This is a genomic window from Bradyrhizobium sp., from assembly GCF_035309285.1.
Lineage (GTDB): Bacteria > Pseudomonadota > Alphaproteobacteria > Rhizobiales > Xanthobacteraceae > Bradyrhizobium.
On record NZ_DATGFH010000122.1, the window covers coordinates 57,086 to 83,255 of the forward strand.

General features: G+C 62.0%; 22 protein-coding genes. 6 read left to right on the forward strand and 16 right to left on the reverse strand.

The window, feature by feature from the left end:
* Positions 1-13 precede the first annotated feature (13 nt).
* From leuB to VKR55_RS23310, 14 genes are all read right to left on the reverse strand, one after another.
* Complete coding sequence (gene leuB, locus VKR55_RS23245) at positions 14-1,153, reverse strand: 3-isopropylmalate dehydrogenase (protein ID WP_324406983.1); 1,140 nt, start codon at positions 1,151-1,153, stop codon at positions 14-16.
* Positions 1,150-1,785 carry a 3-isopropylmalate dehydratase small subunit gene (leuD, locus tag VKR55_RS23250; protein ID WP_324406985.1) on the reverse strand — a complete coding sequence of 212 codons (636 nt, stop codon included), beginning with the start codon at positions 1,783-1,785 and terminating at the stop codon, positions 1,150-1,152. The genes leuB and leuD overlap by 4 nt, the downstream gene beginning before the upstream one ends.
* A 2-nt stretch (positions 1,786-1,787) precedes the next feature.
* Positions 1,788-3,176 (reverse strand): 3-isopropylmalate dehydratase large subunit, encoded by a 1,389-nt coding sequence (leuC, locus tag VKR55_RS23255; RefSeq protein ID WP_324406987.1) that lies wholly within the window; start codon positions 3,174-3,176, stop codon positions 1,788-1,790.
* Between the two features lie 230 nt (positions 3,177-3,406).
* Positions 3,407-4,672: a CaiB/BaiF CoA transferase family protein gene (locus VKR55_RS23260; RefSeq protein WP_324406989.1), complete on the reverse strand. Its 1,266-nt coding sequence runs from the start codon at positions 4,670-4,672 to the stop codon at positions 3,407-3,409.
* Positions 4,673-4,900: 228 nt separating this feature from the next.
* Entirely contained in the window at positions 4,901-5,344 is a 444-nt protein-coding gene (locus VKR55_RS23265; protein ID WP_324406992.1) for a GNAT family N-acetyltransferase, read from the reverse strand.
* Between the two features lie 16 nt (positions 5,345-5,360).
* Complete coding sequence (locus VKR55_RS23270; RefSeq protein ID WP_324406993.1) at positions 5,361-5,663, reverse strand: hypothetical protein; 303 nt, start codon at positions 5,661-5,663, stop codon at positions 5,361-5,363.
* On the reverse strand, positions 5,660-6,799 hold the full coding sequence (locus VKR55_RS23275; RefSeq protein WP_324406995.1) for a portal protein: 1,140 nt from the start codon (positions 6,797-6,799) through the stop codon (positions 5,660-5,662). Before VKR55_RS23275 ends, VKR55_RS23270 begins: the two co-directional genes overlap by 4 nt.
* Positions 6,800-6,852: 53 nt before the next feature.
* The gene (locus tag VKR55_RS23280; protein WP_324406997.1) at positions 6,853-8,295 is read right to left on the reverse strand and encodes a M23 family metallopeptidase; all 1,443 of its coding nucleotides are present in this window, start codon (positions 8,293-8,295) and stop codon (positions 6,853-6,855) included.
* A 428-nt stretch (positions 8,296-8,723) separates the two neighbouring features.
* Positions 8,724-9,494, reverse strand: coding sequence for a hypothetical protein (locus VKR55_RS23285; protein ID WP_324406998.1), 771 nt, complete (start codon positions 9,492-9,494; stop codon positions 8,724-8,726).
* A 292-nt stretch (positions 9,495-9,786) separates the two neighbouring features.
* Positions 9,787-10,362: a portal protein gene (locus VKR55_RS23290; RefSeq protein WP_324407000.1), complete on the reverse strand. Its 576-nt coding sequence runs from the start codon at positions 10,360-10,362 to the stop codon at positions 9,787-9,789.
* 438 nt (positions 10,363-10,800) lie between these two features.
* Positions 10,801-11,052, reverse strand: coding sequence for a hypothetical protein (locus VKR55_RS23295; RefSeq protein ID WP_324407002.1), 252 nt, complete (start codon positions 11,050-11,052; stop codon positions 10,801-10,803).
* A complete protein-coding gene (locus VKR55_RS23300; protein ID WP_324407004.1) occupies positions 11,049-11,717 on the reverse strand; it encodes an ADP-ribosyltransferase domain-containing protein in 669 nt (222 codons plus the stop codon). Before VKR55_RS23300 ends, VKR55_RS23295 begins: the two co-directional genes overlap by 4 nt.
* Positions 11,718-11,826: 109 nt before the next feature.
* The gene (locus VKR55_RS23305) at positions 11,827-13,119 is read right to left on the reverse strand and encodes a PBSX family phage terminase large subunit (RefSeq protein WP_414642422.1); all 1,293 of its coding nucleotides are present in this window, start codon (positions 13,117-13,119) and stop codon (positions 11,827-11,829) included.
* Positions 13,076-13,333 (reverse strand): hypothetical protein, encoded by a 258-nt coding sequence (locus VKR55_RS23310; RefSeq protein WP_324407017.1) that lies wholly within the window; start codon positions 13,331-13,333, stop codon positions 13,076-13,078. The genes VKR55_RS23305 and VKR55_RS23310 overlap by 44 nt, the downstream gene beginning before the upstream one ends.
* A 962-nt stretch (positions 13,334-14,295) precedes the next feature.
* Here VKR55_RS23310 and VKR55_RS23315 point away from each other — a divergent pair.
* The 5 genes from VKR55_RS23315 (at position 14,296) to VKR55_RS23335 (ending at position 22,777) form a co-directional block, all read left to right on the forward strand.
* Complete coding sequence (locus tag VKR55_RS23315) at positions 14,296-14,481, forward strand: hypothetical protein (RefSeq protein WP_324407007.1); 186 nt, start codon at positions 14,296-14,298, stop codon at positions 14,479-14,481.
* Positions 14,482-14,712: 231 nt separating this feature from the next.
* The gene (locus VKR55_RS23320; RefSeq protein WP_324407008.1) at positions 14,713-18,060 is read left to right on the forward strand and encodes an AAA family ATPase; all 3,348 of its coding nucleotides are present in this window, start codon (positions 14,713-14,715) and stop codon (positions 18,058-18,060) included.
* Positions 18,061-18,214: 154 nt separating this feature from the next.
* Positions 18,215-19,453, forward strand: coding sequence for a hypothetical protein (locus VKR55_RS23325; RefSeq protein ID WP_324407009.1), 1,239 nt, complete (start codon positions 18,215-18,217; stop codon positions 19,451-19,453).
* A gap of 210 nt (positions 19,454-19,663) precedes the next feature.
* The gene (locus VKR55_RS23330) at positions 19,664-20,911 is read left to right on the forward strand and encodes an NRAMP family divalent metal transporter (protein ID WP_324407018.1); all 1,248 of its coding nucleotides are present in this window, start codon (positions 19,664-19,666) and stop codon (positions 20,909-20,911) included.
* Positions 20,912-21,130: 219 nt separating this feature from the next.
* On the forward strand, positions 21,131-22,777 hold the full coding sequence (locus VKR55_RS23335) for an NAD-dependent malic enzyme (protein WP_414642423.1): 1,647 nt from the start codon (positions 21,131-21,133) through the stop codon (positions 22,775-22,777).
* 930 nt (positions 22,778-23,707) lie between these two features.
* On the opposite strand, the gene VKR55_RS23340 is transcribed toward VKR55_RS23335, so the two are convergent.
* Positions 23,708-24,241, reverse strand: coding sequence for an REP-associated tyrosine transposase (locus tag VKR55_RS23340; RefSeq protein ID WP_324407010.1), 534 nt, complete (start codon positions 24,239-24,241; stop codon positions 23,708-23,710).
* Positions 24,242-24,324: 83 nt separating this feature from the next.
* Entirely contained in the window at positions 24,325-25,671 is a 1,347-nt protein-coding gene (locus VKR55_RS23345; RefSeq protein WP_324407012.1) for an MmgE/PrpD family protein, read from the reverse strand.
* Here VKR55_RS23345 and VKR55_RS23350 point away from each other — a divergent pair.
* On the forward strand, positions 25,664-25,906 hold the full coding sequence (locus tag VKR55_RS23350) for a hypothetical protein (protein WP_324407013.1): 243 nt from the start codon (positions 25,664-25,666) through the stop codon (positions 25,904-25,906). The genes VKR55_RS23345 and VKR55_RS23350 overlap by 8 nt on opposite strands.
* The last annotated feature ends 264 nt before the right edge of the window (positions 25,907-26,170 follow it).

Consider the following 26,170-nt stretch of genomic DNA (forward strand, 5'->3'; position numbering starts at 1 on the left):
GGCAACCCAGGGATCAGGCGCGCTCCCGTTCCTTGCCAGCCACTTTATCGAGCGCACTCAACACCGCGTCGCCCATCTCGAGGGTTGAAAGCTTCTTGGCGCCCGGCTCGGCAATGTCCGCGGTCCGCGCGCCGCCCTCGAGCGCCGTTGCCACAGCCCTTTCGAGCAGATCCGCATCCTCGGGCCGATTCAGCGTCAAGCGCAGCATCATCGCAGCGCTGAGAATGGACCCGAGCGGGTTGGCGATGCCTTTGCCCGCGATGTCGGGCGCGCTGCCGTGGACCGGCTCGTACAGCGCCTTGCGCCGGCCGAAGCGATCGACGGGACCGAGCGAGGCCGAGGGCAGCATGCCAAGCGAGCCTGAAGCCATCGCCGCGCAATCCGAGAGAATGTCGCCAAAAATGTTTCCAGTCACCATCACATCGAACTGCCGCGGCTCCCGCACGATCTGCATGGCCGCGTTGTCGACATAGAGATGGGTGAGCTCGACGTCGGAGAACTCCTCCTTGTGCAGCGCAGTCACCTCCTCGCGCCAGACCACGCTGGTTTCCAGCACATTGGCTTTATCGACTGAACAGAGCCTGCTTCGCCTCGTCCGCGCCAACTCGAAGGCGGCGCGAGCTACGCGGCGAATTTGATTGGTAGTGTATTGCTCGGTATTGAATCCGCGCCGTTGACCATCCGGCAATGTTTCAATGCCGCGCGGCTCGCCGAAATAAATGCCGCTGGTGAGTTCGCGGACGATGACAAAATCGACGCCCTCGAGGATTTCGGCCTTTAGCGGCGCCGAATCCACCAGAGCTTGACTTGCCACAATCGGTCGCAGATTCGCATAGAGATCGTACTTGCTGCGCAGTGACAGCAGGCTGCCGGCCTTGCGGGCGGAAGCCGGTACTTCCTTGGTCTCCGGACCGCCGGTCGCGCCCCACAGAATCGCATCGGCCTCGTCCATCGCCTCGACCGTATCATCCGGCAACACCCTGCCGGTCGAAAGATAGGGGATGAGGCCGTATTGCGCCTCGCGCAGCGTCATCGGCGCGCCTCGCTTGGCGATGAACCAGTTGAGGATACGATGCGACTGCGCGGTAACCTCGGGACCGATACCTTCGCCGCCGACCACCGCGACCTTGACCGTATTGGATCGATTGTTCATGCCGATTTCCTCGCAAAATGGATCCACGGTCGTGCGGCGCGATCAGCCGCCTGAAAAGCCCGAATCTCGCTGTCGCGCTGCAAGGTCAGCGCAACCTCGTCGAAGCCTTGCAGGAGTCCCTCGCGGCGACGCGGATCGATCTCGAAGGTGTACCGCTTACCGGATGGCGAGGCGATCGTCCGCGTCTCGAGATCGATGCTGATCTTCCCTGCCCCTTGCGTCGCTTCAACGTCGGCAGCCAGGGAGTCAACGATCTCTTTGTCAGCGACGATCGGAAGAATGCCGTTCTGAAAACAGTTGGCAAAAAAGATGTCTCCAAAACTGGAGCCGATGATGGCGCGGATGCCCATCTCCTGCAGCGACCAGACCGCTCCTTCGCGGGAGGAGCCACAGCCGAAATTCGGACCTGTGACGAGGATCTCGGCCTGACGATAGGGCTCACGGTTCAGGATGAATGCGGGATTCTCCGAGCCATCCGGCAGATAACGCAGCGAGCCAAACGCCCATTTGCCGAGCGTGCCGCGAACCGAATTTCCGACCAAACGCTCGATCCGAATGATGACGTCCGTATCGATATTGCCGCGCATGATCGGTGCGGCGATCGCGGTCAATTTGTTGAACGGTTTCGGCATGGTCAGCGCCCCAGGCTCCGGACATCGGCAATCGCGCCTGCGATGGCTGCGGCAGCAGCGCTAGCCGGGCTCGCCAAATGGGTGCGCGCCCGGGGCCCCTGCCGGCCGACAAAGTTACGGTTCGACGTCGAGACCGAGCGCTGGCCTGGACCCACGGTCTCGCCATTGGCAGCAAGGCACATCGAACAACCCGGCTCACGCCATTCGAACCCCGCCTCCGTGAAAACCTTGTCGAGCCCTTCGGCAACCGCCTCGCGCTTGACGTTCTCCGAGCCTGGCACGACCCAGGCGCGCACACCTGACGCGACCTTGCGACCGCGCGCGATTTCTGCCGCTGCGCGCAAATCGCTCATCCGGCTGTTGGTGCATGAACCGATGAAGACCCAATCGACGGGTGTGCCCGCGATCGGCGCGCCTCCTTTCAGTCCCATATAGTCGAGGGCCGTCTCCATCGCAGCGCGCCGCGCTGGATCATCAACCGTTTGCGGATCGGGAATGCGTCCATCGACCCCGATGACATGCTCCGGGCTGATGCCCCAGGTAATCTGCGGAATGATCTTCTCGACGTCGATGACGACTTCCTTATCGAAGACCGCATCCGGATCGCTTGGAAGCTGGCGCCAGGCTTCGACAGCCCGCTCCCGCATATCACCTTGCGGCGCATACGGGCGGCCGCGCAAAAACGCGAATGTCTTCTCATCGGGTGCCACCATACCCATCTTGGCCCCGAGCTCGATCGAGAGGTTGCAGATAGTAAGCCGTCCCTCGATCGGCATGTTGCGGATGGCGCTCCCCGCATACTCGACGGCATAACCAGTGCCGCCGGCCGCTCCGACGTGCCCAATCAGTGCCAGGATGAGATCCTTGGCCGTTACACCCAGCGGAATCTTGCCTTCAAACCTTACACGCATGGTTTTGGGCCGGCGCTGGATCAGCGCCTGGGTTGCCAATACATGCGCCAGCTCGCTGGAGCCGATCCCGAAGGCCAGCGCGCCCAGCCCACCATGGGTGCAGGTATGGCTGTCCCCGCAGACGATCGTGCAACCCGGCAGACTCAGGCCGAGCTCGGGTCCGATGACATGGACAATGCCTTGTCCGGGTTCGTCGATGTCGAATAACTGAATGCCGCTGGCCGAAGTTTCCACCCGCAGCGCCGCCAATAGCTCCTGCCCGATCTTGCTGGTGCCGGCACGGCCAATCGCGGTCGAAATGGCATGATCCGGGGTCGCAAAAGTCAATTCCGGGCTGTGGACCTTGAGACCTCTGTTCTTGATATCGAGCAGCCCGCGCGATCCGCCGAGATCGTGCAAAAGATGCCGATCGATGTGCAGAAGGTCCGTATCTTCGCTGACCCGCGCGATGACGTGCTGGTCCCAGATCTTGGCCAGCATGGTACGGCCAGATGTTCCCAAGGCAGTCCTCCCTTCGGCTTCTTGAGGCCGGCGGCAATAATCGCTAATCGCCGCTTTTGCGGCTTGCGTTTAAGGCATCAAACCGTGGCCATCAAAGCACGGGATGCGGCGGCCCCGCTAGCTAGAGCGTACGGGAAGCGAGTACGCATGAGGCCAATGCAGCTCTGCTTGGGTCGCTGCCCGAGCCGTGAGGAACAGCCCAATTCCGCCTACTTGCCCGGACTGTGCGGTTTTCCGAATGCTCCTGCTTCAGCCAGTGCGGCAATGCGTTGATCGTCATAGCCCAGCGTCTTGCGAAGGATTTCGTTGGTGTGCTGGCCCAATAGCGGCGCCGCCGTCGGATCAATGGCTGGAGTGAGCCCCATATTGAGCGGCGTCTCGATATTGGGGACCATGCCGGCCGTCGGATGCGGGATTCGGCTAAGACGATGTCTCTCGCGCGCTTCCGGCGCGCTGAACCCCTGCTCCACGGTTCGGAGATAGCCGACCGGAATGTTGGCCTTCTTCATCTTCGCCATCCAATTTTCCAGTTTGTCGGTGGCAAAGACACCGGCAATGATCGCGCGCAGCTTCTCCTTGTTTGCCGATCTTACCCTGCGGTTGACAAACAGCGGATCGGTAATGAGGTCAGGCCGTTCAAGCACCTCCGTCACCAGCCGGCGATACAGTCGATCATTGGCACAGGCCATGTAGAGCGGCCCGTCCGCTGCCTCATAGAGACCAACGGTGGGAGAGCCGTTTGGTGAGTTTCCGAAGCGCCCTGGATTCGTGCCGTTGATCAGATAGGCCATGCCGTAAAAGGCGGTCATAGACATAGCGATGTCGAACAACGCGACCTCGACATGCTGCCCCTTGCCGATCCGATCACGCGCAATCAATGCGAGCAAAATCGCATTGCAAGCCGACATGCCCGTCGCCAGGTCGACGATCGGCGGCCCGGTCCGCACCGGCGGGCCGTCGGGAAATCCGTTCAGCGACATGAAACCGCTCTCGGCCTGCGTGATCGGATCGAATCCCGGCCGCGAGGCGAACGGACCATTGCGTCCATACGCAGAAATCGAACAATAGACGAGGCGCGGATTGGAAGGCGCGACCGACGGATAATCGAGCCCGAACTTTTCCATCACGCTGGCGGAGAAATTTTCGACAACCACATCGGCCCGCGAGATCAATTCTCGTGCAACATCGCGTGCCGCAGCCACCGTCAAGTCGAGCGCGATGTCGTGCTTATTTCGATTGAGGCTCAGGAACGCTGCGCTCTCGCCGGCGATCTCGGCATGTTCATAGGCACGGCTGTCGTCGCCGCCCTCGGGGTTCTCGATCTTGATGACCTCGGCACCAAAATCAGCGAGCGTCTGCGTACAGGCCGGTCCCGCGACGACACGCGTGAAATCCACGACCAGCAGGCCATCCAGCGCAGTCGGCGCGCCCTTTGGGCGCGGTAAGCGGTCGGGCAGCGGCACTGCAGCAGTCATGGTCAGGCGTTCCTCTGTCTATCGATATTTTCAAAAGACTTTAGGGTCTATCCTCGATAGAGCACAAGGGGCGCCATCCGCCACCCGTTCGACGCAGATCTCCATTGCAAAGCCGGGAGTATCTCCTGGCCAGAAATGCAAAAAGGCCCGGTGGCAGATAGCCACCGGGCCGGATGTCGCTCCCATGCCTGCATGCGGGCGATCTGAGGGATGTGGACCTTGATGATTTCAGGCGGGATCCCTCGCTTCGATGGATTTTCGCCAGTACAGCGTGTGCGGCCAGCCCCAGGGATATCGCGGCTGATAGAGCCTGTAGCCCGCTTTGATGAAGTTATTGGCCGAGACGATATTGTCCGTCGTGTCAGAAACGATCGCGCGCCACCCGCTCGCGCGGGCCCGGGCCTCGGTCGCCCGCATCAGGCGGAGTTGCAGCGCCCTCCCCCAATGCTCGCGCAACACGCCAACCCGGCAGAAATAGCCGGCGCTTTCGGCGTGCGTGGATGGGACCAAATCAGCGAAGGCGACCGGGTCGCGCCTGTGAAACACAAGCCACCAATATCCGAAATCGAATCTGGGAAGGGGTGCGCTCCCAAAGAATGTGAGACGATGAAGGTCGGTGAGAACATCCGAAATCTCGTCATCCTCCCCGTCTACGGCCCGTATCTGATACACCGCGCGGATCTCTCGATCATTTACCCAGCATGACCTTCACACCAAGCCAAACCGCTCCGACCAACCCCGCGACAATCACGGTGATCACAGCTTTGAAGGTGTAACTTTGCGCCTGCTCGACGCTCTTTCGCCAACGCCGGAGGTGCTGGAGGTCCGCCCGTAGCTCTCGACGGTCATCCTCGTCGATCCCGAAGGAGGTCAGCGTCGTTGCAACCGCTTTCAACGCAATGGCGTCGATATCATCGCGATGCAGCCCCTGCTGTTCGGCGAGCGTTTGCAGCACGATCGCCCTGATATCCTCGTCGCGCAACGCACTCATCGCCTGATGATTCTCGCTACGTTCTCGAAACCGCGTTTGCCGCCGGAGCCGAGCGCGACGTTGATGGTCATATCGTCGCGCGTCTTCCAGCCGCGCGGATCGATGTTGATCCAGGTATTGCGCAGCCTAACGGTCTGGAGCTGCTGGCCGTGCTTGCGGATGGTGCCGTGCAACAGCGAGAAGATGTCGCGCACGCCTTCGGCCATGATCCGCGCGATCAGCTTGATGCGCATCTGCGAAGCCGAAAATACCTGCGCCACCGCCGTCGCCGATTGGTTCTGCAGCGCGTCAGCATCGATGCCCTGCGTCTGCTTGGCGAGCCCCGTGCGCATCTCAAGCTCGGCATCGAGATATTGCAGCATCGGATAGATCGACGTGGTGATGTCGGGCACCACCTGCCAATTGAGCCCGCCCGGCGTCTTGGTCCGCACCACCCCGCCCGGCCGCGAGACCAGGAGGTCGTCGAGCGTGCTCGGCCCGGCATTGCTTTCGGCGACCTCGACGCGCGGGTTGTTGGACAGATAGAGATTGTCGAGCGCGCCGCGCTTGAGCGCTGTCTTCTCCCGCTGCAGCGGCATCACGAGATCCGCGATCGAGCGCCCGAAGAAGCGATGCGTCACCGGCACCGGCGTGGTCGCGGCAAAAGGCATCATGTCGAACGGCGTGATGCACTCCTTGCCGCCCTTGCGCAGGATCTCGCATTGCTCGCCACCGGTGATGACCTGATAGAGGCTGGGCCGCCCGTTGCCCTCGTAATCCATGCGCACATAGTGCTCGGTGATGCGCACCAGCCGCGCCGCGGAATTGAGCCCACCGGAATTGAACACGAAATGCTCGTCGACGGTGTCGCGCGCGAGCGTCTCGATCTCGGTCGTGCCGGTATAGTCGTTGAGCGATTGGATCTGCTCTTGGTCAAAGCCTTCGGCGATCAGTTGCGCCGCGGTCCTGGTGACGACTTCGTGGAAGCAGTAGTTGCAATCAGGAATCGAGCGCGCGCCGCGCTCGATGCCGAACTCTTCCGGCGGCACGCCCATCACCCTCGCCTGCGCGAGTTTTCGCGTGGTGACGATGGTAACGTCGTGGGAAACGGGGAGCGGCGCCGGCGCGGGCGGCGCCAGCGGCATAGGAATAGCCATGTTCATGAGACTCGCGAGAAAAGGCGGGTGAGACGTTGCGCGCGGTGGCAAGATCAGGGCGCGGAGCCGCCGTCCGGATTGTTGCGCATCCAGTCGCGGATCAGGCGGAGCAGGCCGCCGGGCGGCGGCTCATCCGGATTGGATGGATCGAAGAGGCCGCCCTGAGCCATCAGCCCGGGGATGCCGCCGGGTGCATCTTGCGTCGGCGGTGGAGCCGAACGAAAAGGCAGCGGCATCGTCCAATCATCCATGGCGCGGTTGCGATCGGGTGCAAGTAGCGCCTCGGGCAGAGACCACACCGGTGGAAGTGATGGAAGCGAAGGCGTGCCGCCGGCGATCGCAGGTGATGGGTCGGACACGCGCGGCGGTGAGTTCGGATCGACTGCGACGATGCCCAGCATGGGAGAGCTGAGCCTGCGAACCGAGGCCGGATTGATGTTCGAAGCCGGTGGAGCAATACTTTTCCACCAATCGCCGACGCCATTGCCATCGCCGATCTGGCCTGCATTTCCAGGCACTACCGGCGATGCCGCGGGCGCCGATGCGCCAGGCGCGCCGAAAGCCGGCGGCGGCAAGACCGGCGCGTTGTTCGCCGCCGCGCCCGACGCGGCACCAGACCCGCCCAAAACGTCGGGCCGGAATGGCCCGGGGACCGCGAACGGACCAAAGTTCTGTGGCGCATCCGGCGCAAAGTGCAGCGGCGGCAGCGTTGGATCGGCAGGCGGCTTCAGACTCGGAGAGGCCTGCAAGCGCGAGCGCGCAGGAGGCACCAAGGGTGCCGGACCATTCGGCCCCCCAATCGACGTCGGAAATTCGGCGCCGGGAATAGGCATGCCGGGCGAAGGCTGCAGCATAGGTCCCGATTGTGGGTTGCCTGGCTGCGGTACGCTGCCTGGAAGAGATGGTTGGATCTGTGGGGAGCGAGGCGACGACGTGGTTGGACCAGGTTGAGGCAGCGGCTTGGGCTCGTGGTTCTCGAACGGGAAGACCGGATGATTGATGTCGAACGTGTCCGGATCAGCCTTGTAGGTTATGTCGCTGGAATTAACTCCGAACCTTCCGTCTGGATTCAACGGCGCGTTGCCGGAAATGATCTCCCGATGCAGATGCGGACCGCTGGTGATGCCTCCCATCCGCTGAACATACTCCTTGGTGCCGATCACCGCGCCCGGGATCGGCTGATCCGCAGTCACCGGGGTGCCCGGGGCCGGCAATGGGCCAGGGCCCAAATGACCATAAAGCTGATAGAACTTGGTTCCGTCCGGCGCGGTTGATTTCACAACGACAGCCATGCCATAGCCATGGATGAGGCCGCTCCTGAATATCTCACCACCGTATTGAGCATAGACCGGTGTCCGCGGCGCAGCCGCATTATCAGCCCCACCATGATAGCCGCCCACCGAGTCGGGACGGCTCTCCAGGAAGCCATGCGATGTCGGCGCATAGCCCGGATATTTAGCATAGCCCCGATATTTATATGACATCTTCAGCTCCAATTATTGGCACCGCAGAGTTTGGACGTGCAGAAGCTGCACCAGAGTGGATCAACTGGATCAACACGTAACAGCCGTCCTTGCTGAAGTGGACGGGTCCAGCAGGACGGCTTCGGCATACGGAAATGAGAACGTTTGCAACCCGTTTACGTCGAGACGCGCCAGGCCGACGGTGGTTGCCAATAGCAAAGAGCACGAAGCAGCGGGTATGCGCCTGCTCCGTTATTGTTTCCGGTCGGAGTTGGAGACATCAATTCCGGGCCGTCCCCGCATAGCCGGATCATTCAATTGTTCATTTTCCGACAATCGGATTCGAGCGCCATGGCGTTTCCAAAACCAACATCGTCGTCGCAAGCCGATCTGTCGCCAAATGTGCCCATAAAATCGCAACTTTGCCGCAAGGCGGAAGCGCAGCGACTTGGAAAAGTCGTTCAGTCCACCTCATCACTGCAGCGATAGGACCTGACCTTAAAGCGATGCCGGAAGATCTTTTCGACCGCTGCTCGGGCCGAGAAAACCTCCCGCCTCTCGGCTCCTTTCACATATGAAATCGAGCACGCCTGCCAGCCGTCGACCAGGACATCGCGCTTGATTGCCTCTTCCGTGTTCTGATCTTTCTCTCCAGAAACGACGTTGGCCTTGCAGGTTTCCAGATCACCCGTGATCCGACACTGGGTATCAATGGCTTCGCGCCATACGGTCCGTATGTCGGTCTTCCCCTCCAACGCATCGATGTAGCGCGAACATTTTGCGGCTGATGGCGTGTACTCACGAAGCGCCGCCGGATCGCCCGAGGCCGCACGGGTCTCAACCGTGTTGAATTTGCACCAATCTTCCAGTTCCTCAAGACTCAGCTTTCGGTAGATCTCCATTCCTGGAAGCTCAATCACCGGAAGATTGGCTATTCTGTCTTTTGTCGACTCACATTGCCGCTGAAACTCGGCGGTGTTCGACGTGAGACGACCATGCGGGCCCGACCCCAACGCAATGAGGGGGGAGAATGGCTCGTAGAAACCGTCAACGAAGATCACGTTGATCGTATTCTTGAACTTTTCCTTTTCATATTTCGCCGGATCGAACCTGGTCTTGAATCGGCAACCGGCACCGTTTTCCCATTCAAGGGTTGCCTCAGCGCCGAATGAGTTGGCGGTGGAAATCGACAGCGCCAGAGCCGCGAGGCAGATGCAACCAAACCGCTTCATCGAAGAAAACTCCCGTCACCACTGTGTTCGCATCGGGATGCACTCGTTAGAACAAACAGGGAACCATGTCAATTCTCCCTCAAGTTGCGTCGCGTCTCGAGATCGCGGTGCGGCATCATCGGCAATGTGAGGGATCACTACGTCGACGTATGCAAGCACCGATGCATCCTGGCCCATTGCATCGCCGATGGCTTCCTTGTTTTGATATTTTTCTTCGGCCCAAACGCATGCTGGAAGAACCCGGGCTATAATTCCGCAACCATCCGACCGTCCAATACTCAATGCAAGCTGGTCAGCTCGTCGCCTCCGTCTTCTCCGGTGCCGCGGCGGGATCATGCACCGTGTGCGCCACGATCTTCATCGCGCCGCCAGACTCCATCACCGCCTGCGCGAGCAGCGCGAACTGGTCGTCGGTGAGGTCGTAATACGTCTCGCGGCTCTCCTCCTCGCGCTCCTCCCACCACACTTTCACGATGCCGACCTTGGAGAGCAGCGCGTCCTTGACGAAGGAATAGAGGATCATGAAGCCGGGGTTCTGCTGCATGAAGACGTGATTGACGTAATCGGTCTCCTGCTGCGCAGCGGCTTCGTCCTCGGGGCCGACCGGCTCGAAGCGCACGACCTCGTCGGAGCCGGCGAAGATATCCATCAGGTGCGGCATCAAGCCTTCGATGGTGTCGGCGACGTCGGTCGAGACCGCGCGCGAGCGGCCGTCCTGCGCCGGCATGTCCTTGCGCATGTCGCCGAGATAATAGTCCATCGCATCGGCCCGCTCCTCGGCGAGCCGTGCGGCCGAGATCGCCGCGAGCGCGTTGGCTTTTTCCGAAGCCAGCATGGCCTTCAGATCGGAGGTCGACATTTTTGGCATGATGTTACTCTTGGTGAGTGGCGTGGTGTGTCGGCGTCTTCCAATGCTGCCCCACGGCGATGGAGCGCGCCCGCACCTTTGGTGCGCGGGTCGCACATGGTCATACTTTTTTTCGGTGTTCGTAGGTGGAAGTAGTCAGATCGCAGCGCGGATCAGCAGGCCGCCTGCAAACAAAGCGATGAGAAGGACGATAAGTCCTACGAAACCTGCATCGCCGCACCCCGCCCCTGGTTCTTCACCGGCGGCTCGACCGCAAATCCGGCGTCGCGCAGATGATCCTCGTAGCGCTTGCCGGTGACGTTGTCCTAGCCGCGTGAGCGCGGCCAATTGATGAAAGGGTGGGCCGTTCGACGGCCGCTATCAGCGCGAATTCGCTTACCAGTTCGGCCTTTGCTCTAACGAAAGAGGCCGCCATTTCGGGCGGCCTCTTTTGTCGGTCTAAGCTCTGCCCGACAACATTCTCCGCTGGAGCGGAGTCAATTTCTTTCGATCAGGCGGCTCATGTGCCTTGCCTTTCCTGGCCGCAAAGAAGGCGTCCCGCGCCTCCTTGCCTTCTTTGGAGGGCGTGCCCTTGGTGAACTTCTTGTCACCGCCCTTGGATTTCTTTCGAAGCCATCCAAATGCCATCAAAAACCCCTGTAAGAACAACGGCAAGACCATACTTGCTCGTCGGGTTTCGTAGTTCGTCACGCAGCGTACTCTTCCAGTTCGATAACGACAACGTCATCATCGCGTTCCATAAAGGTAACTCTATACCTTGTCCCTGAAGGGAACAAAATCTCACGTTCTGATGGCTTATCGGCATATAGCCCCAGAATCCGGCCAGAGTAGGAGCGAATGGTAAAAAGGACGTTCCCCGGAAATGCCTCCTCGCGAACCGCGGACGTGCTGGTAAACCCCGGCCATCGTACGACGATGCCCACGTCGTAGGTTTCGCAAAACTCGTCCAAGTCCGCTGCATAATAGCCCCGATGCACAATCCCATCATGGGTAGGGAGCTTTCGCAATGCGACGTTCAGAATTTCGGAGAACTGTTGCACTTCGGTCGAGCACGACGGTGACCACAACTCGCCATTGATTCGCTCGTACCAGTGCTGATCTGTGCTGGAATAGATCCATATTGCAAGCCGCTCGGCGCTCGAAAGTCCATTTGGCTCGGCAGGATCGTCGTCAATCCGACTGCTTACGCAGCAATCTTCATAAAGCGCTCGGCCGCCCAAGAAGCGGACAAAAAGATCATCCAAGGCACGGTCGCCGTCGATTGGAAATGCAATAGGCAAACAAAAACCCCAAGTTGCGCAATTAACAGCACGCGCCGCCTGGGATGACAATGCTGAAAACGTCGGCATAAACATGCGTTGTCGATCTTTTCCCAACAGAGATCGACAACCAACCTAACCTGGGTCCAACGCATCAACTTGACGTAGATCACAGTCGAAAAGGACCAATCCCGATCCGCAATGCTTACACCCATCCCCGATCCGCATACTTGATCGGCCGGTTGAAGCTCGCCGCTCTGCCCGGCGCTTCGTAACAGACCGCCATCAGCCCGAGCGCGTCGGCGGCGTGTGACGACCAGTCGTGCTCGGGGCCGAGGCCGATATTGCGAACGTCGTCCTTGCGCTCGTGATAGAAGCCGAGCGCGTCGCGGCCGGCTTCGGTGGTCGCCTCGTTGAACCAGAGCTGGGGCCCGAGCCGCCGCAGCGCCTCGATCCGCATCATCGCGGCCCCCCGCCCCTGGTTCTTCACCGGCGGCTCGACCGCAAATCCGGCGTCGCGCAGGTGATCCTCATAACGCTTGCCGGTGACGTTGTTGGTGGCGACGCCATCATGCGGCAGATAGAGGATCGCGTCCTTGTAGCCGCGTGAGCGCAGCCAGTTGACATGAAACGCCAGCACCTGGCCCGCGGATTCATAATGGTCGAGCACGCGGATTTCGTTGCCGACCCACTGCACGATCCAGATCGTGAAGGCATCGGCAGTCGCACCGGCGCCGCCGATATCGATGAAGGCGCGGAGCGGCAGCAGCGGATCGGCCGAGACCCTGCCGATGCGCCCTTCCCGCTGCGCCGCCGCCAAAAGCTCGGCGAAATACGCGCCCTCGAAGGCTTTCACATAGTCTCCTTCCCAGATGTGGTGATAGCGATCGGGATAAAGCGAAAGATCCAGCTTTCGCTCCTCCTCCAGCACTGCCGGAAACCAGGGATTGTCGCGCCAGCTCGCCTTCACGATGAGTGCGCCGTCGGGCTTGCGCGCGCGCAGGAAGTCGTCAACCGCGTCCGACTTGCGGCGCGGATTCCATGACGCCCATAGCTCGGAATTATTGGCGCGAATGGTCGGCCGCAACAGCGCAAGGCTGCGTGCGCTCAATGTCTGTGCCTCGTCGATCCACGCGATGCGAAATCCCTCGAGCGACTTGATGGACTCGGCGGTGTGATCCTGCATGCCGCGGAAGATGATGAGGCCGTCGCCCGGCGTGTCGATCTTGTCGTTGTAGACCTTGAAGCCGTGGCCAAGGCCGAGCGAGGCGATCTTGCTCTCGATCAGCCGCTTGGAGGATTGCGCGAGCGTGCGCTGCGCCTCGCGAATGCAGACCGCGAGCGTGCCGCGCTCGGCCTGGCAGGTCTCCACCAGGAGCTCGCCGAAGAAGTGCGATTTGCCGGAGCCGCGGCCGCCAAAAGCGCCTTTGTAGCGGGCGGGCGCGAGCAGCGGCTCAAACACCCGCGCTGTCGGAATTTTGAGGGTGCACGATGACACGCTCGATTTTCTGGATGAGCTCAAGCGCGCCATTGTCGCCATTCTCCAGCGCCTGCACAGGTTTGCCCCAGCCGCGATCGAGGATCGCTGTCGCGGCCGAGACACGCGCGGCAGGGGTCGCGTCCTTGGCTTTCATGACGCCGACCAGGGTATTGATGGCGGTGCGGGTGTGACTCCGCGCGATCGAGCGGATTTCGGTGAGGGTTTTGGGCATGTCTTGTGATGTGCACTTCTCTTCAAAATGAAAATGCGCGGCATGGTCGCGGGTGGTCGACGCGATCATTTCGGGCGCGAACCCTATCCCCTGGGAGCAAGGGGGCCGCGGGCGCGCGCGGACGGCGCGCTGCCAGCCGGCGCGTTCGCGCACGCCGGCCAATAGTGTGAGATCAGTAAGGGCTCGGATGGCGGCGCGTGCGACGACGCAAGGTGCGTGTGAGTGTGGCGTGCTCGCAAGGGCGCCGCCGTCCGATTTCAGGACACGAAAAAGCCCGCCGCCGTTGCCGGCGGGCTTCGAGACTTTCGCGATGATGTTACTGTGCCGGTGATTTGCCCGACGAGTCAAACTTGTTGAGATTGCGGCGAGAGAACAGTTCGTAACGGCAACAGAACCGCGCGATGAAGCGAACCGCTTCCGCGCTCATGACATTGCGTCGATCACGGCGATCGCGATCAGGAAAGTGAGCGCGAGCGAAATCAGGTAAGCGGTCATGCATCGGGCTTCCTTTTCGAAACAAAAAAATGCGCGGCTTGATCGCGGGTGGTCGACGCGATCATTTCGGGCGCGAACCCTATCCCCCGGGAGCAAGGAGGCCGCGGGCGCGCGCGGACAGCGCGCTGCCAACCGGCGTGTTCGCGCGCGCCGGCCAATGTAGTCTGAGTTCAGTGAGCGCTCGGACGGCGGCGCGTGCGACGACGCAAGGTGCGTGTGAGTGTCGCGTGCTCGCAAGGGCGCCGCCGTCCGATTTCAGGAAATGAAAAAACCCGCCGCCGTTGCCGGCGCGGGCTTTGAGACTTTCGCGATGATGTCACTGTGCCAGTGATTTGCCCGACGAGTCAAATTTGTTAAAAATGCGACAAACAAATTTCGATAAACCGTAACAGCATTGCTGCATACTGTGAAATGGCCCTGCGCCGGTCTTGGGCGCGGGCAATGAACGGATGACAGGGAGATCGACGATGTATCTGGTCGCCGGTGTTTTGGTTGTCCTGTCCGGGATCTTTTATGCCGCGGGCAATCATGAGCTCGGCTCGCTCAGCAGCGACGTGTGCCGCTATGGCAGCATGTTCTGCGACAGTCCGCACTATGTGTTGACCGCTGCCGGATTGGCGGCGGTCTGGGGGGCGTTCGTCAGCGTGAAGTGACCCATCCTGGCAAAAAGCCCGCGACCGATTGGGGCGGGCTTTTGAGGCCTGTTGCGACAATGGCAATCGAGCACCTGATTTGCCCGACGAGTCAACCGGGCGCGTCCGCCTGACGGAAGACGCCCGGCCGCCACCGTGGTTTTGACCGGATATTTGCCGATATTCGGGTTCTGGACAGGACGTGTCCCCGGGCCCATCATTGTGGCCGCGCGGGAGGGGAGACTGGCAGCGATGGACGTCGGGACGTGGCTTGGCCGTCTCGGCCTCGACCAATACGAAGCCGTATTTCGACAGCACCGGATCGAGGCGGACGCGCTTTCGGAGCTGAGCGAACATATGCTTCGCGACATCGGCGTCCCGCTGGGTCATCGTCTACGCATCCTGCGCGCCGTCCGCGAACTTGGCGGCCAGAGGCCGATTGAGATCCAGCCTGCGCCGGAAACGGCTGCGCGCGACGGCGCCGAGCGCCGGCATATGACGGTCATGTTCTGCGACCTCATCGGCCTGGCCGCCCTCACCGCGAGGCTCGATCCGGAAGATATGGCCGACCTCCTCCGCGCGGTGCAGGGCGCGATCGCGGCGGCCGTCGCGCGCTTCGACGGCCACGTTGCGAAATGGGTCGGCGATGGCGCCACCATCTATTTCGGCTATCCGCGCGCGCACGAGGACGACGCCGAGCGGGCGGCGCGCGCCGGCCTCGCGCTGATCGATGCGATTGCAAACCTCGGTCTTGCTCACGACGCACCGCTGGACGTTCGCATCGGCATCTCCAGCGGGCTGGTCGTCGTCGGCGAGTTGATCGGCGAAGGCGAAGCACGCGAGCGGGGCGTCGTGGGCGATACAGCCAATCTCGCGGCGCGGCTGCGCTCGGAGGCGGCGCCCGGCACCATCCTGGTCTCGGAAGCGACGCGGCGGCTGCTGGGCAAAGCGTTCGAAATGGAGCGGCTCGGACCGCACGCCTTGAAGGGCTTCCGCTCGCCGGTCGTCACGTGGCGCGTGATCCGCGAACAGGAGAATTTCAGCCGCTTCGACGCCGCGCGATCCGAAGCGCTCACCCCCCTCGTCGGGCGCGAAGACGAGATCGCATTTCTGTGCGAGCGCTGGCGGCAGGCAGTCCAAGGCGAAGGCCAGGTCGTGCTGCTATCGGGCGAGGCCGGCATCGGCAAGTCGCGCATGGTAGCAACGTTACGCGATCGGCTCGATGACAAGCATCACATCGTCATGCGCTATCAATGCTCGCCGCACCACCTCAACGACGCCTTCTACCCCGTGATCGGACAAATCCGGCACGCCGCGAATTTTGTCAACGGCGAGCCGGCCGGAGCGCGGCTCGACAAGATGGAGAAAATCATCGAGGCGACCGGACTGCCGTGCAAGGAGGTCGCACCTTCGCTTGCCGCCCTGCTCGGCATCCCGACCGACGATCGCTATCCGCCGCTCGAGATGGCGCCGGCGGAGCTCAAGGAGCGGACGTTCTCCGCGCTGCTCGGGATGACGGCCGGGCTCAGCAGGCAGACGCCGATCCTGATGCTGCTCGAGGATGTCCACTGGGTTGATCCCAGCACGCTCGATCTGACCAATCGCGTGGTGGAATTGGCCCGTCACCTGCCTATCCTGCTCGTTATCACTTACCGGCCGGAGTTCTCCCCGCCCTGGTCGGGCAGCCACGTGACGCTGCTGCCGCTCAACCGCCTCGGTCGCCTGCACGCGTTCAGGATGATCGATGGCGTGGCCGCGCGAAAGAAACTGCCGGAGGAGGTTATCGATGAGATCGTGGCAAAGACCGACGGCGTGCCGCTGTTCATGGAAGAGTTGACCAAGAGCGTGCTGGAATCGGAATTGTTGCGCGAGGAAGAAAACTCCTATGTCCTCGCCTCCACGCTGACGCCGCTCGCGATCCCCTCGACCCTGCACGACTCCCTAACCGCGCGGCTCGACCGGCTGTCGCCGATCAAGGAGATCGCGCAGATTGGTGCTGCGATCGGTCGCGAATTCCCGCACGCGTTGCTCGAGGCGGTGTCGCCCATCAAGAGCGAAGCGTTGCGCGGCGTGCTGCGCCAGCTCATGGAATCCGAGTTGATCCATTGCCGCGGCACGCCGCCGCGAGCGAGCTACGTCTTCAAGCATGCCCTGGTCCAGGACGCCGCCTATGGTTCGCTGCTGCGTAGCCGGCGCCAGGGCATCCATGCTCGGATCGCCTGGGCACTGCAGGAACATGTCACCGACGAGGAATACCCGCCGGCAACCATCGCGCATCACTTCACCGAAGCCGGCCTCGCTTCGCCCGCCGCCTCGGCCTGGCTCGGCGCGGCGGAGCTCGCGCTCTCGCAGTCGGCGCCGGTTGAAGCCGAGCGCCATGCCGGCAAGGGATTATCGCTGATCCCGGCCATTCCCGAAGGGCGCGAGCGCGACGCGCTTGAGCTGTCCCTTCTGGTTGCACGTGCCTACGCGCTCGTGCCGCTCAAGAGCATTACCGCACCCGAAACGTTCGAGGTGATGAGCGCAGCCAAGAGGCTGCTCGATCGAGGCGTCGGCACCGATCTGCAGCGTGTCTCGGTTCTGTTCGGGCTCTGCTCGGAGGCGACGCTTAAGGCAAGAATGCAGCCTGCGCTCGACTTTGCTCATGAGATCATCGAGGTCGCGGAGCGACAGAACGATCCAACCTATCGCCTGGTTGCCTATCGGATGCTCGCCACGAACCAGTTCTATGCCGGACAGAGCCGCCTTGCGCTCGACAGCCTGCTGCGCGCCAGGCAATACGTCGATCCGACCCGGCAGCGGGCGCTGAGCCACCGCTTCGGATGGGACCCCAGCATCGCGCTGCTTGCTTTCGAGGTGCTGGTTCGGCTCTCGCTCGGGCTCATCGACAGCGCGGCCGAAATCAGCGAGCAGGTGCAGGCCGAGATCGTGAGCCACACCCATGCGACCACGATCGCAAGCGCAAAATTCTGCGCCGTCACCTGGCCAAGGGCGATCCTGGGCGATCTCGCCGCGCTCGAATCCGGCAGTGCCGAGCTGGTGACTTATTGCACCGAGAAACGCGCCGAGCAGATCCGCCTGCTCGCCACCATGCATTGCGCCTACGCCCGCGCGATGCGCCAGCCGGTTGCAGACAACCTCACCGGATTTCGTTCGGCATTTGATCAGATGCGATCGGCCGGCGGCTTCACCGGAAGCTCCATGATCCTGTCTCACCTTGCCGAAGCGGCCATGCTGGCCGGTGAGCTCAAACAGGCGGCGGCCAGCCTCGAGCAGGGCTTTGCCTTTGTCGAGCAGTCCGGCGAACGGTTCTGGCTCGCGGAGCTGCACCGGCTCAGCGGTCAGCTCGTGCTCCGGCAGCCAGAGCCTGATCGGCCGCGAGCGCAGGCCTGCTTCAGGAACGCAATGGAAATCGCGCATAGCCAGCAGGGCCGCCTGCTTGAGTTGCGCGCGGCAAACGACCTCGCCCGGCTCTGGTGCGATGGCCAATCCAACAACGACGTGCGTATGCTGCTGGAGCCGATCCTGGCCGCCATCGAAGGCGGCGCGACCTCACGGGATGTGCGCAACGCGCGCGAGCTCCTGGCGGCGCTCGCCTGAGACTCGGCGCGGGAGCCGCCATCTATATTGCAAAAATCAATCTTAGATTGCACAATGGTTTCTGCCTGGCACGATAGCCACGTGCTAATGATCTCACGATCGGCGCGACAAAGACTTTTGCACGAATATTGCGATAACCTCACAGGAGATTTTGATGTCGGCAGATTTTGATCAATTGGGCAAGGAAGCGAGAACGGTTGCCGGAGGCGCCAGCGCCATGTGGGGACTGGTGCTCGACCACCTCGTCGACAAGCACGCGCAATCGGTCGCGGCGACGCGGGTCAATCCAGAGGGGGGCGTGGCACGTACGCGTGACGGCATTGTGGTGACCAGCAAGGAGCTGTATCTGCAGGTGCTCCTCAACGCCGACGACAACTACACCAATGCAGGCTATCAGCAGCGGATGTCGCAGAGCTTTGGTCCGATCTTTCTCGGCATGGACTGGGGCGCTGAATACGAAAAGGAATCGACGCCGACCAACGCCGCAATCGGAAAGGTCACCCGGCGCGAGGCTTTCGAGATCACCCTGAAGGAAACACGCGCAGCGCTGCCGAGCGTGCCTGCGCCCGGCGGCATCGTCGATATCCAGGCGCTTTCCGACACCGTGCTGGCAAAAGTCTGCAGCCATTATTTCGACATTCCCGACGGCACCTACGTGAAGGCCGGCGGATTTGGCATATCCAACCTCGTGCCGCCCGGCGTATGCCCGGCGGACTATACCTTTCCCTCCGCCTACATCTTCCACCCGGACCCCGATGCGTTCCTGACCTTCATCGGCAAGCGGACCGGGCAGATCCTGCGGGAATCCGTCGGGAAATATGTGGCCGACAAGCACGCATCGGGGCAGCTTCCGACCGCGCCGTTGACGCGCGCCTTGTTCGAGCAATTTCCCGATCCGAACGACAATGACCTGCTCGCGCGAACCATCATCGGCGTCATGACGGGCGCGCTGCCGACCATCAACGGCAATCTCGTCACGACCGTCAAAACCTGGCAGCGCACCGCAACCATGATGGCGCTGCAGGCGCAGCTCAAGGCGAACACGCAAACCGACGAGTTCGCCAAGGCCCATGAGGTGATCGAACTGCCGATGCGCCAGGCCATGCAGATGCAACCGACGCCGGACTTCATCTGGCGCACCGCGAAGAAGGATCACACCCTCGGCAGCAAGAACCCGGTTGAGGTGAAGGCCGGCGACAAGATCTATCTCAGCATCATCCAGGCAACGCAGAGCGATCTGAGCAGCGGCAGCGACGACGTCTGCCCGATCTTCGGCGGCGACCGCAGCAAGAACCCGCACCCTATCCATGCCTGCCCCGGTTTCGAGATGGGCTTTGGCATTCTTCTCGGCATCGTTTACGGCGTGGTGGATCATCAGGCCAAAGTCGGCTAGGCGCTGCCTGTTCTCCGCACACGCATTGGAAAGCCTGCGCCCGTGCCAGGCGCAGGCTTTCTTTTCGCGGATGTCTCGGGCCTGATGTCGGATGCTGGTACCTTTCCTTCAAGGGCGATTTGATCGATAGTCGGTCAATCGGGACAGTCTGCGGCAACAAGGCATTTGATGAACGGCAGCAAGCGACCCGGGTCCAGAAAGCCGCGCATGATGCTGTTCCGGCTGCTCGGTCCGGGCCTGGTCACCGGCGCGGCCGATGACGATCCGTCGGGAATTGCAACCTACTCGCAGGCCGGCGCCCAATTCGGCTACGGGCTGTTGTGGACGGTTTTTCTCACCCTCCCCTTCATGATCGCGATCCAGCTCGTCAGCGCGCAGATCGGGAGGGTCACCGGCAAGGGCCTTGCCGCCAACGTCATGGAGGTGACCCCGCGCTGGCTGGTACTGGCGCTGGTCTTCCTCCTGGTCGCAGCCAACACCTTCAATATCGCAGCCGACATTGCCGCGATGGCGGAAGCGCTCTCGCTGGTCATCGGCGGCCTCAACCATGAACATGCGTTGATCTTCGCCGCGACATCGACCCTGCTTCAGGCATTCGTGCCCTACCACCGCTACGCGCCGGTGCTGAAGCTTCTGACCCTCACGCTGTTCGCCTATGTCGCGACCGCCTTCACCGTGGAGATCCCGTGGAGCAAGGCCTTGCTGGCCAGCGTCTGGCCAAAGGCGCACGTCAGCGCCGGCTACCTCCTGATGGTTGTCGCCGTGTTCGGCACCACCATCAGCCCGTATCTGTTCTTCTGGCAGGCTTCGCAAGAGGTCGAGGAGATGAAGCGCAAGGCGCGCCGTCCGCTTCGAGAGCTCTCCCGAGGCGGTGATCCCGAGCTCGACCGCATCAAGGTCGACACCACCGTCGGGATGATCTTTTCCAATGCCATCGCGTTCTTCATCATCCTGACGACTGCATCCGTTCTGAACGCCAATGGTGTCACCAGCATTGATTCCGCGACCCAGGCGGCTGAGGCACTGCGGCCGCTCGCCGGCGAGTTCACATTTGCGCTGTTCGCGCTCGGCATCATTGGCACCGGTTTGTTGGCGATCCCGGTTCTGGCGGGATCGGCGGCCTACGGTGTGTCCGAAGTGTTCGGCTGGCAATCGAGCCTTCAGGACAAGGCGACGGACGCAGTGGAATTCTACAGCATCATCGCGGCCGCGACCGTCATCGGCTTTGCGTTGGGCTTCACGGGGATCGACGCCATCCGCATGCTGGTGTGGAGCGCCGTGCTCAACGGCATCGTCGCCGTTCCGATCATGGCGATGATGATGGTGATCGTCTCCAACGCGCGATTGATGGGGCGCTTCAAGGCGCGACGCTGGCTGGTTGCGCTCGGCTGGCTCGGCACCGCCGTCATGGCAGTAGCCGTCGTCGCGCTGCTCTGGTCGTCGATGACGAGGAGCTGACGCCGCGACGACCATCCGACGGGCTGGAGCTTTGAGCCCACAGTAAGCCGATTCTATCGACTTCGGTTGCCGCAACACCATTCTCCGCGCGTGTTTTTGAAGACGCCGCCGCATCATTGATGCGCTGCGGCATAAATTTCATGTGCTAGTATGAGCATGTTGTGCCACCAAGAGCAGACGCAACGACAACGAAAAAGACGACATTGGGGAAACGCCTTGATGAAACCCGACCGGATGAGCGCCCATTCGACACCTGCTTATTCACCCCACGGACTTGCGCTGCTGCGCGACCCACTGCTCAACAAGGGCATCGCCTTCACCGAGGAAGAGCGCGATGCGCTCGGACTGCGCGGCTTCCTGCCGGCCGCAGTGATGTCGATGGAGGCGCAGGTCGAGCGCTTCCTGACCAATTTGCGCGGCCTGCCGAGCGATCTCGAAAAATATGTCGCGCTCAATTCGCTGCACGACCGCAACGAGGCGCTGTTCTTTCGCATCGTCTGCGACCACATCGATGAAATCCAGCCGTTGATCTATACGCCGACCGTTGGCCTTGCGTGCCAGAAATACGGGCTGATCTTCCAGCGGCCGCGCGGCCTCTTCATCTCCTACAATGACCGCGGACGCATCGCCGAAATCCTCTCCAACTGGCCGTACCGCACCAAGCTCATCGTCGTGACCGACGGCGAGCGCATTCTCGGCCTTGGCGATCTCGGCGCCAACGGCATGGGCATTCCCGTCGGCAAGCTCTCGCTCTACACGGCCTGCGCCGGCGTGCATCCCGAGCAATGCCTGCCGGTCATGCTCGACGTCGGCACCAACAACGAGGAGTTTCTCAACGACCCCTATTACATCGGCCTGCGCCAGAAGCGCGTCACGGGTGCGGCCTATGACGCGTTCGTCGACGAGTTCATGACCGCGGCGCGCGCGGCCTTCCCGGGCGTGCTGATCCAGTTCGAGGATTTCGCCAATCACTCGGCCTTTCGCCTGCTGCACAAATATCGCAGTGACGCCTGCGTCTTCAACGACGACATCCAGGGCACGGCAGCGGTCGCGCTGGCCGGCCTGTTCTCCGCGCTGCGCGTGAAGGGCGGCAAGCTCGGCGAGCAGACCCTGCTCTTCCTCGGCGCCGGCGAAGCCGCAACCGGCATCGCCGATCTCGTGGTCTCGGCCATGATGGCCGAAGGCATGTCGGAGGCCGAGGCGCTGCGTCGCAACTGGCTGGTGGATTCCCGCGGCCTGGTGGTGAAGGGCCGTGCCGGCTTGAGCGGACACAAGCTGCGTTTCGCGCACGATCAGGCGCACATCGGCGATTTCCTCACCGCGATCGAGACGCTCAAACCGACAGCTATCATCGGCGTCGCCGCCGTCGGCGGCGCCTTCACGCCTCAAGTGCTTCAGGCCATGGCCAAGCTCAACGAGCAGCCGATCATCTTCGCGCTGTCCAATCCCACCTCGAAGGCCGAATGCTCGGCCGAGGAGGCGTATCGCCACACGAACGGCCGCGCGCTGTTCGCCTGCGGCAGCCCGTTCGATCCCGTGAAGCTCAATGGCAAGAGCTTCGTGCCGCGCCAGGGCAACAATTCCTACATCTTCCCGGGCGTCGGCCTCGGTGCGATCGCAAGCGGCACCAGGCTCGTGACCGACGAGATGTTCATGGCGGCGGCGCATACGCTCGCGAATTCCGTCAGCGAAGCCGATCGCAAGCAGGGCAGTCTCTATCCCGCGCTGCCGCGGATCCGCGAAGTGTCGGCGCAAATCGGCGCAGCCGTTGCCGACGTCGCCTACCAGAACGGCCTCGCCGCCGGCCCGCCGCCCAATGATCTGATCGGCTTCATCCAGTCGCAGATGTACGACGCGCATTATTGAGGCTCCGTAGGGTGGGCAAGGGCGCGCATCCGCCTTCGCTCTTCCGCCTACGCTCTTTGGGCTACGGCGGACAAGTCGAGCTACGGCGGACAAGGCGCCGTGCCCACCATCCAGCGTCCGCATCGTCGTGAATGATGGGCACGCCGTTGTTTCCTCGTCATTCCGGGGCGCGCAACGCGCGAGCCCGGAATCCATAACCACCGGCGGCAATATGAGAGCTTGCTGGGCGAGAGACCGTTCAAATCACAATCACCTGTGGTTATGGATTCCGGGCTCAGCCCTTGCGGGCTGCCCCGGAATGACGACGAAAACATTTTGCGACATGACTCAGCATTCCCGCGGCACGCCATGCCCGAGTGATGCATCGTTCGTCGCCCTCGAAATCAAGGGCGCAGGGAATGCCGGATGCAGGCCGCACCCGCGAGCCTTGCGTGCAAAGAAAGTGCACTTGCGCACGCAAGCAACAACAGGGCAGCCAAATCAACCGGCATTCCCTGCGCGATGGTTTACGGCTTATACATGGTCTCCTCGGAGTACCGGGCTTGTTAGCCTCCGTCGCTTCTCGCAGAGCGTCTCGCGAGAAACTTGACGCCAGCGTCGGGGCGTCGGGACCGCACGATTTCGCTCGTCCGCGAGAGATGCTTTCGTCGGCGCGCAAAGCACGCTGAGCACCCTCACGTCCACCGCATCCCGCTTCCAACGTCCGTGACGATCGCGATACGTCCCCTCTTGGTGGAAGCGGATGCGCAGAGACAATCATGAATTTTCGAAAATCGGAAACAAAATATTTTTCATGCGAGGGCTGGACAGGCCAAATCAGATTGAAACCGCTCGCGAAATTAGTTTTTGCACGCAACGATTTTCTGAGTCTGCTCCGCTGCCGTAGGGCGGATTAGCGTAGCGTAATCCGCTATTCCGGCTCAGTCGCCATCATCGCCGTTCGCCAAATTCTCCGCTCATCTCGACCTCGCCGCCCCAATCGAGCGGGACCAATCCCGCGCGGACATCGCGATGGAACGATGAATGCGGCCAATCCCGCACCCGCGTGACGAGGCCATGCTTGAGCGGATTGATCCAGCAATATTCGACATGGCGCGCATAATCGGCCTCGTCGCGGATCAGGTGCTCCCAGAAACGCCGCTGCCAGATGCCGCGCTCGTTGCGCGCGACACGAACTTTGCTGCGCCGCTCCTGTTTCGGCAAGGCCTTCGCGAAGCGGGTCTTGATCAGCCGCCAGCGCGTCGAGAAGTCACTGTCGGCAGGCGGCAGCGTCAACACCGCGTGCAGGTGATCGGGCAGGACGACGAATGCGTCGATGTCGAAGTGAAGAGTTTGCCGCGTCGCCGCGATCGCTTCGCGCAAGGATGTGATATGATCCACGAGGAAACTCTCGCGCCGCTCGAGCAGATTGACCGTGAAGAACCAGCATCCACCTGGAATGAGCGCACGGCGATAGTTCGGCATGGCGCACAGTGTAGCATATCCGACAGTCGTGCTGCAGCATAACGGCGGATTACGCTGCGCTAATCCGCCCTACGAAGCGGACGTCACCCCCGCTGCAGCAGCTTCCGCAGCCCCCGAATATCAGCCTGCTTCTCCAGATCGAAGACCGTGTCGATCAGGTGCATGGCTGTGTCGCGCCCGAGTACCGGCGAGATCAGGTCGCGCGCCTTGTCGGTCACCTCGTCGCGGCTCATCGGATTGCGCGGCGTCCCGCGCACTGCCGACACGCGCTCCGAAAGTTTCGTGCCGTCGTTGAGCTCGATGTCGACGACGGTCTCGCGCGACGGTAAGAGCTTCGCGAGCTCCTCGTCGCGCACCAAGTCGACTTTGGCGCGCTGCTTCAGCACATTCGCATCCTTCATGCGCGGCTTGTCATGCGCCGCCTGGAACGAGACGGTCTTGTCAAGCAGCATCACGGCGATCATGTGCTGCAGGCAGATGTCGGGGATGTCCCTGTTGTCGACGACATCAGCTACCGATGGCGCAAGGTGCACGGTGACCTTCTTGACCTGATCGGCCTCGAACGGCGTCTTGCCGCGGATCGCCTCGACGGCGTCGAGCGGCCCCTGGATCGGCGAGCCGACGCTCCATTTCTTGATGTCGGTCTCACTGATCTCGTAGCGCGCGCCGAGCTTCTCGATCAAGCGGTCGGGCTGCGCTTTGGGCGCGTAGGCGGCAAAGAAATTGTCGGGACCGGAAAAGATATCATCGACACCGTTCCAGCCGGATTGGACGAGCAGCGCCGCGGTGACGCCATCGCGCGCGGGCTTGCCTGCGAACACGAACGCCTTCTCGATATGGTCGGTGTCGCGCCGCCAGGCCGTGATGCCGGACGACTGCTGCGCCGCATAGTCGAGCGCCCATCGCATCCGCCGGGTATCGAGGCCGACCGCACAAGAGGCAGCGGCGGCAGCGCCGAAGGTGCCCGCGATGCTGTGGGTCGACAGGCTGCTCTCATAGCTGAAGGCGGCGCCGCCCATGGCCATGACGACGCGCGTGCCGATGTCGTAGCCGAGCACGACCGACCGCAACAGGCCGGTGCCGTCGATCCCGGAAATCTCGCCGGCCGCGAGCGCGGCCGGCACCACCGCACAGCCGGGATGCGAGCGGGATGCGTTGTGGGAATCGTCGGTCTCGTCGGCATGCGCCATCATGCCATTGGCAAGCGCGGCATCGATCGGCGGCGCGGTCAAGGCCGTGCCCACGACCGTCGCCGTGCCGGTGCCGCCATGCTCCCTGATGTGGCGCTGCGCAGCCTGGCCCGGCGGCAGTTCCGACCCCGAAACCATCGCCGCCACCGTATCGAGCAGATGATATTTGACCTGCTCTATGACGTCTTCCGGCAGCGCGCGCGTTCGTGCCGCGCTCATATAGGTGGCAAGCGTGGTCATCATGGGGCTCACCGTGGGACTCGGGGTCGGACTCGGCTTTTGCGCGAAGGCGGGCAAGGGCGACAACCCAATCGCCGCCGTCGCCGCCGACTTGAGAAAACCGCGCCGCGTCGTCCTGGTCAATGATCAGCTCCCTTCGCCGATCGATGCCGAAGCGGCGTTCCCTGGAGCCTCTTTAAGTGATGCCTTCCGAAAGTCCAGTAGCAAACGGATCGTGGATCGTAGGGCGGATTAGCGAAAGCGTAATCCGCCATCACGGAGAATGTTCACGACCGAACGCGCGGCTTTCGTTTGGCATAAGGCCCAGTCTTTCACATCTGACGGTTGTGCCGCAGCATAACGGCGGATTACGCTTTCGCTAATCCTACTGAGTCATTCGGTCGCGTCCACGGGTGCCAAGGAATCAAGTAATTGAAGAGATTCATAATTTGGCAGGCGGAGGGCCGGATGGATCTCAGGGAAGGTGGGGATAGCGAAAGGCGGTTTGAGGCGTATGTAG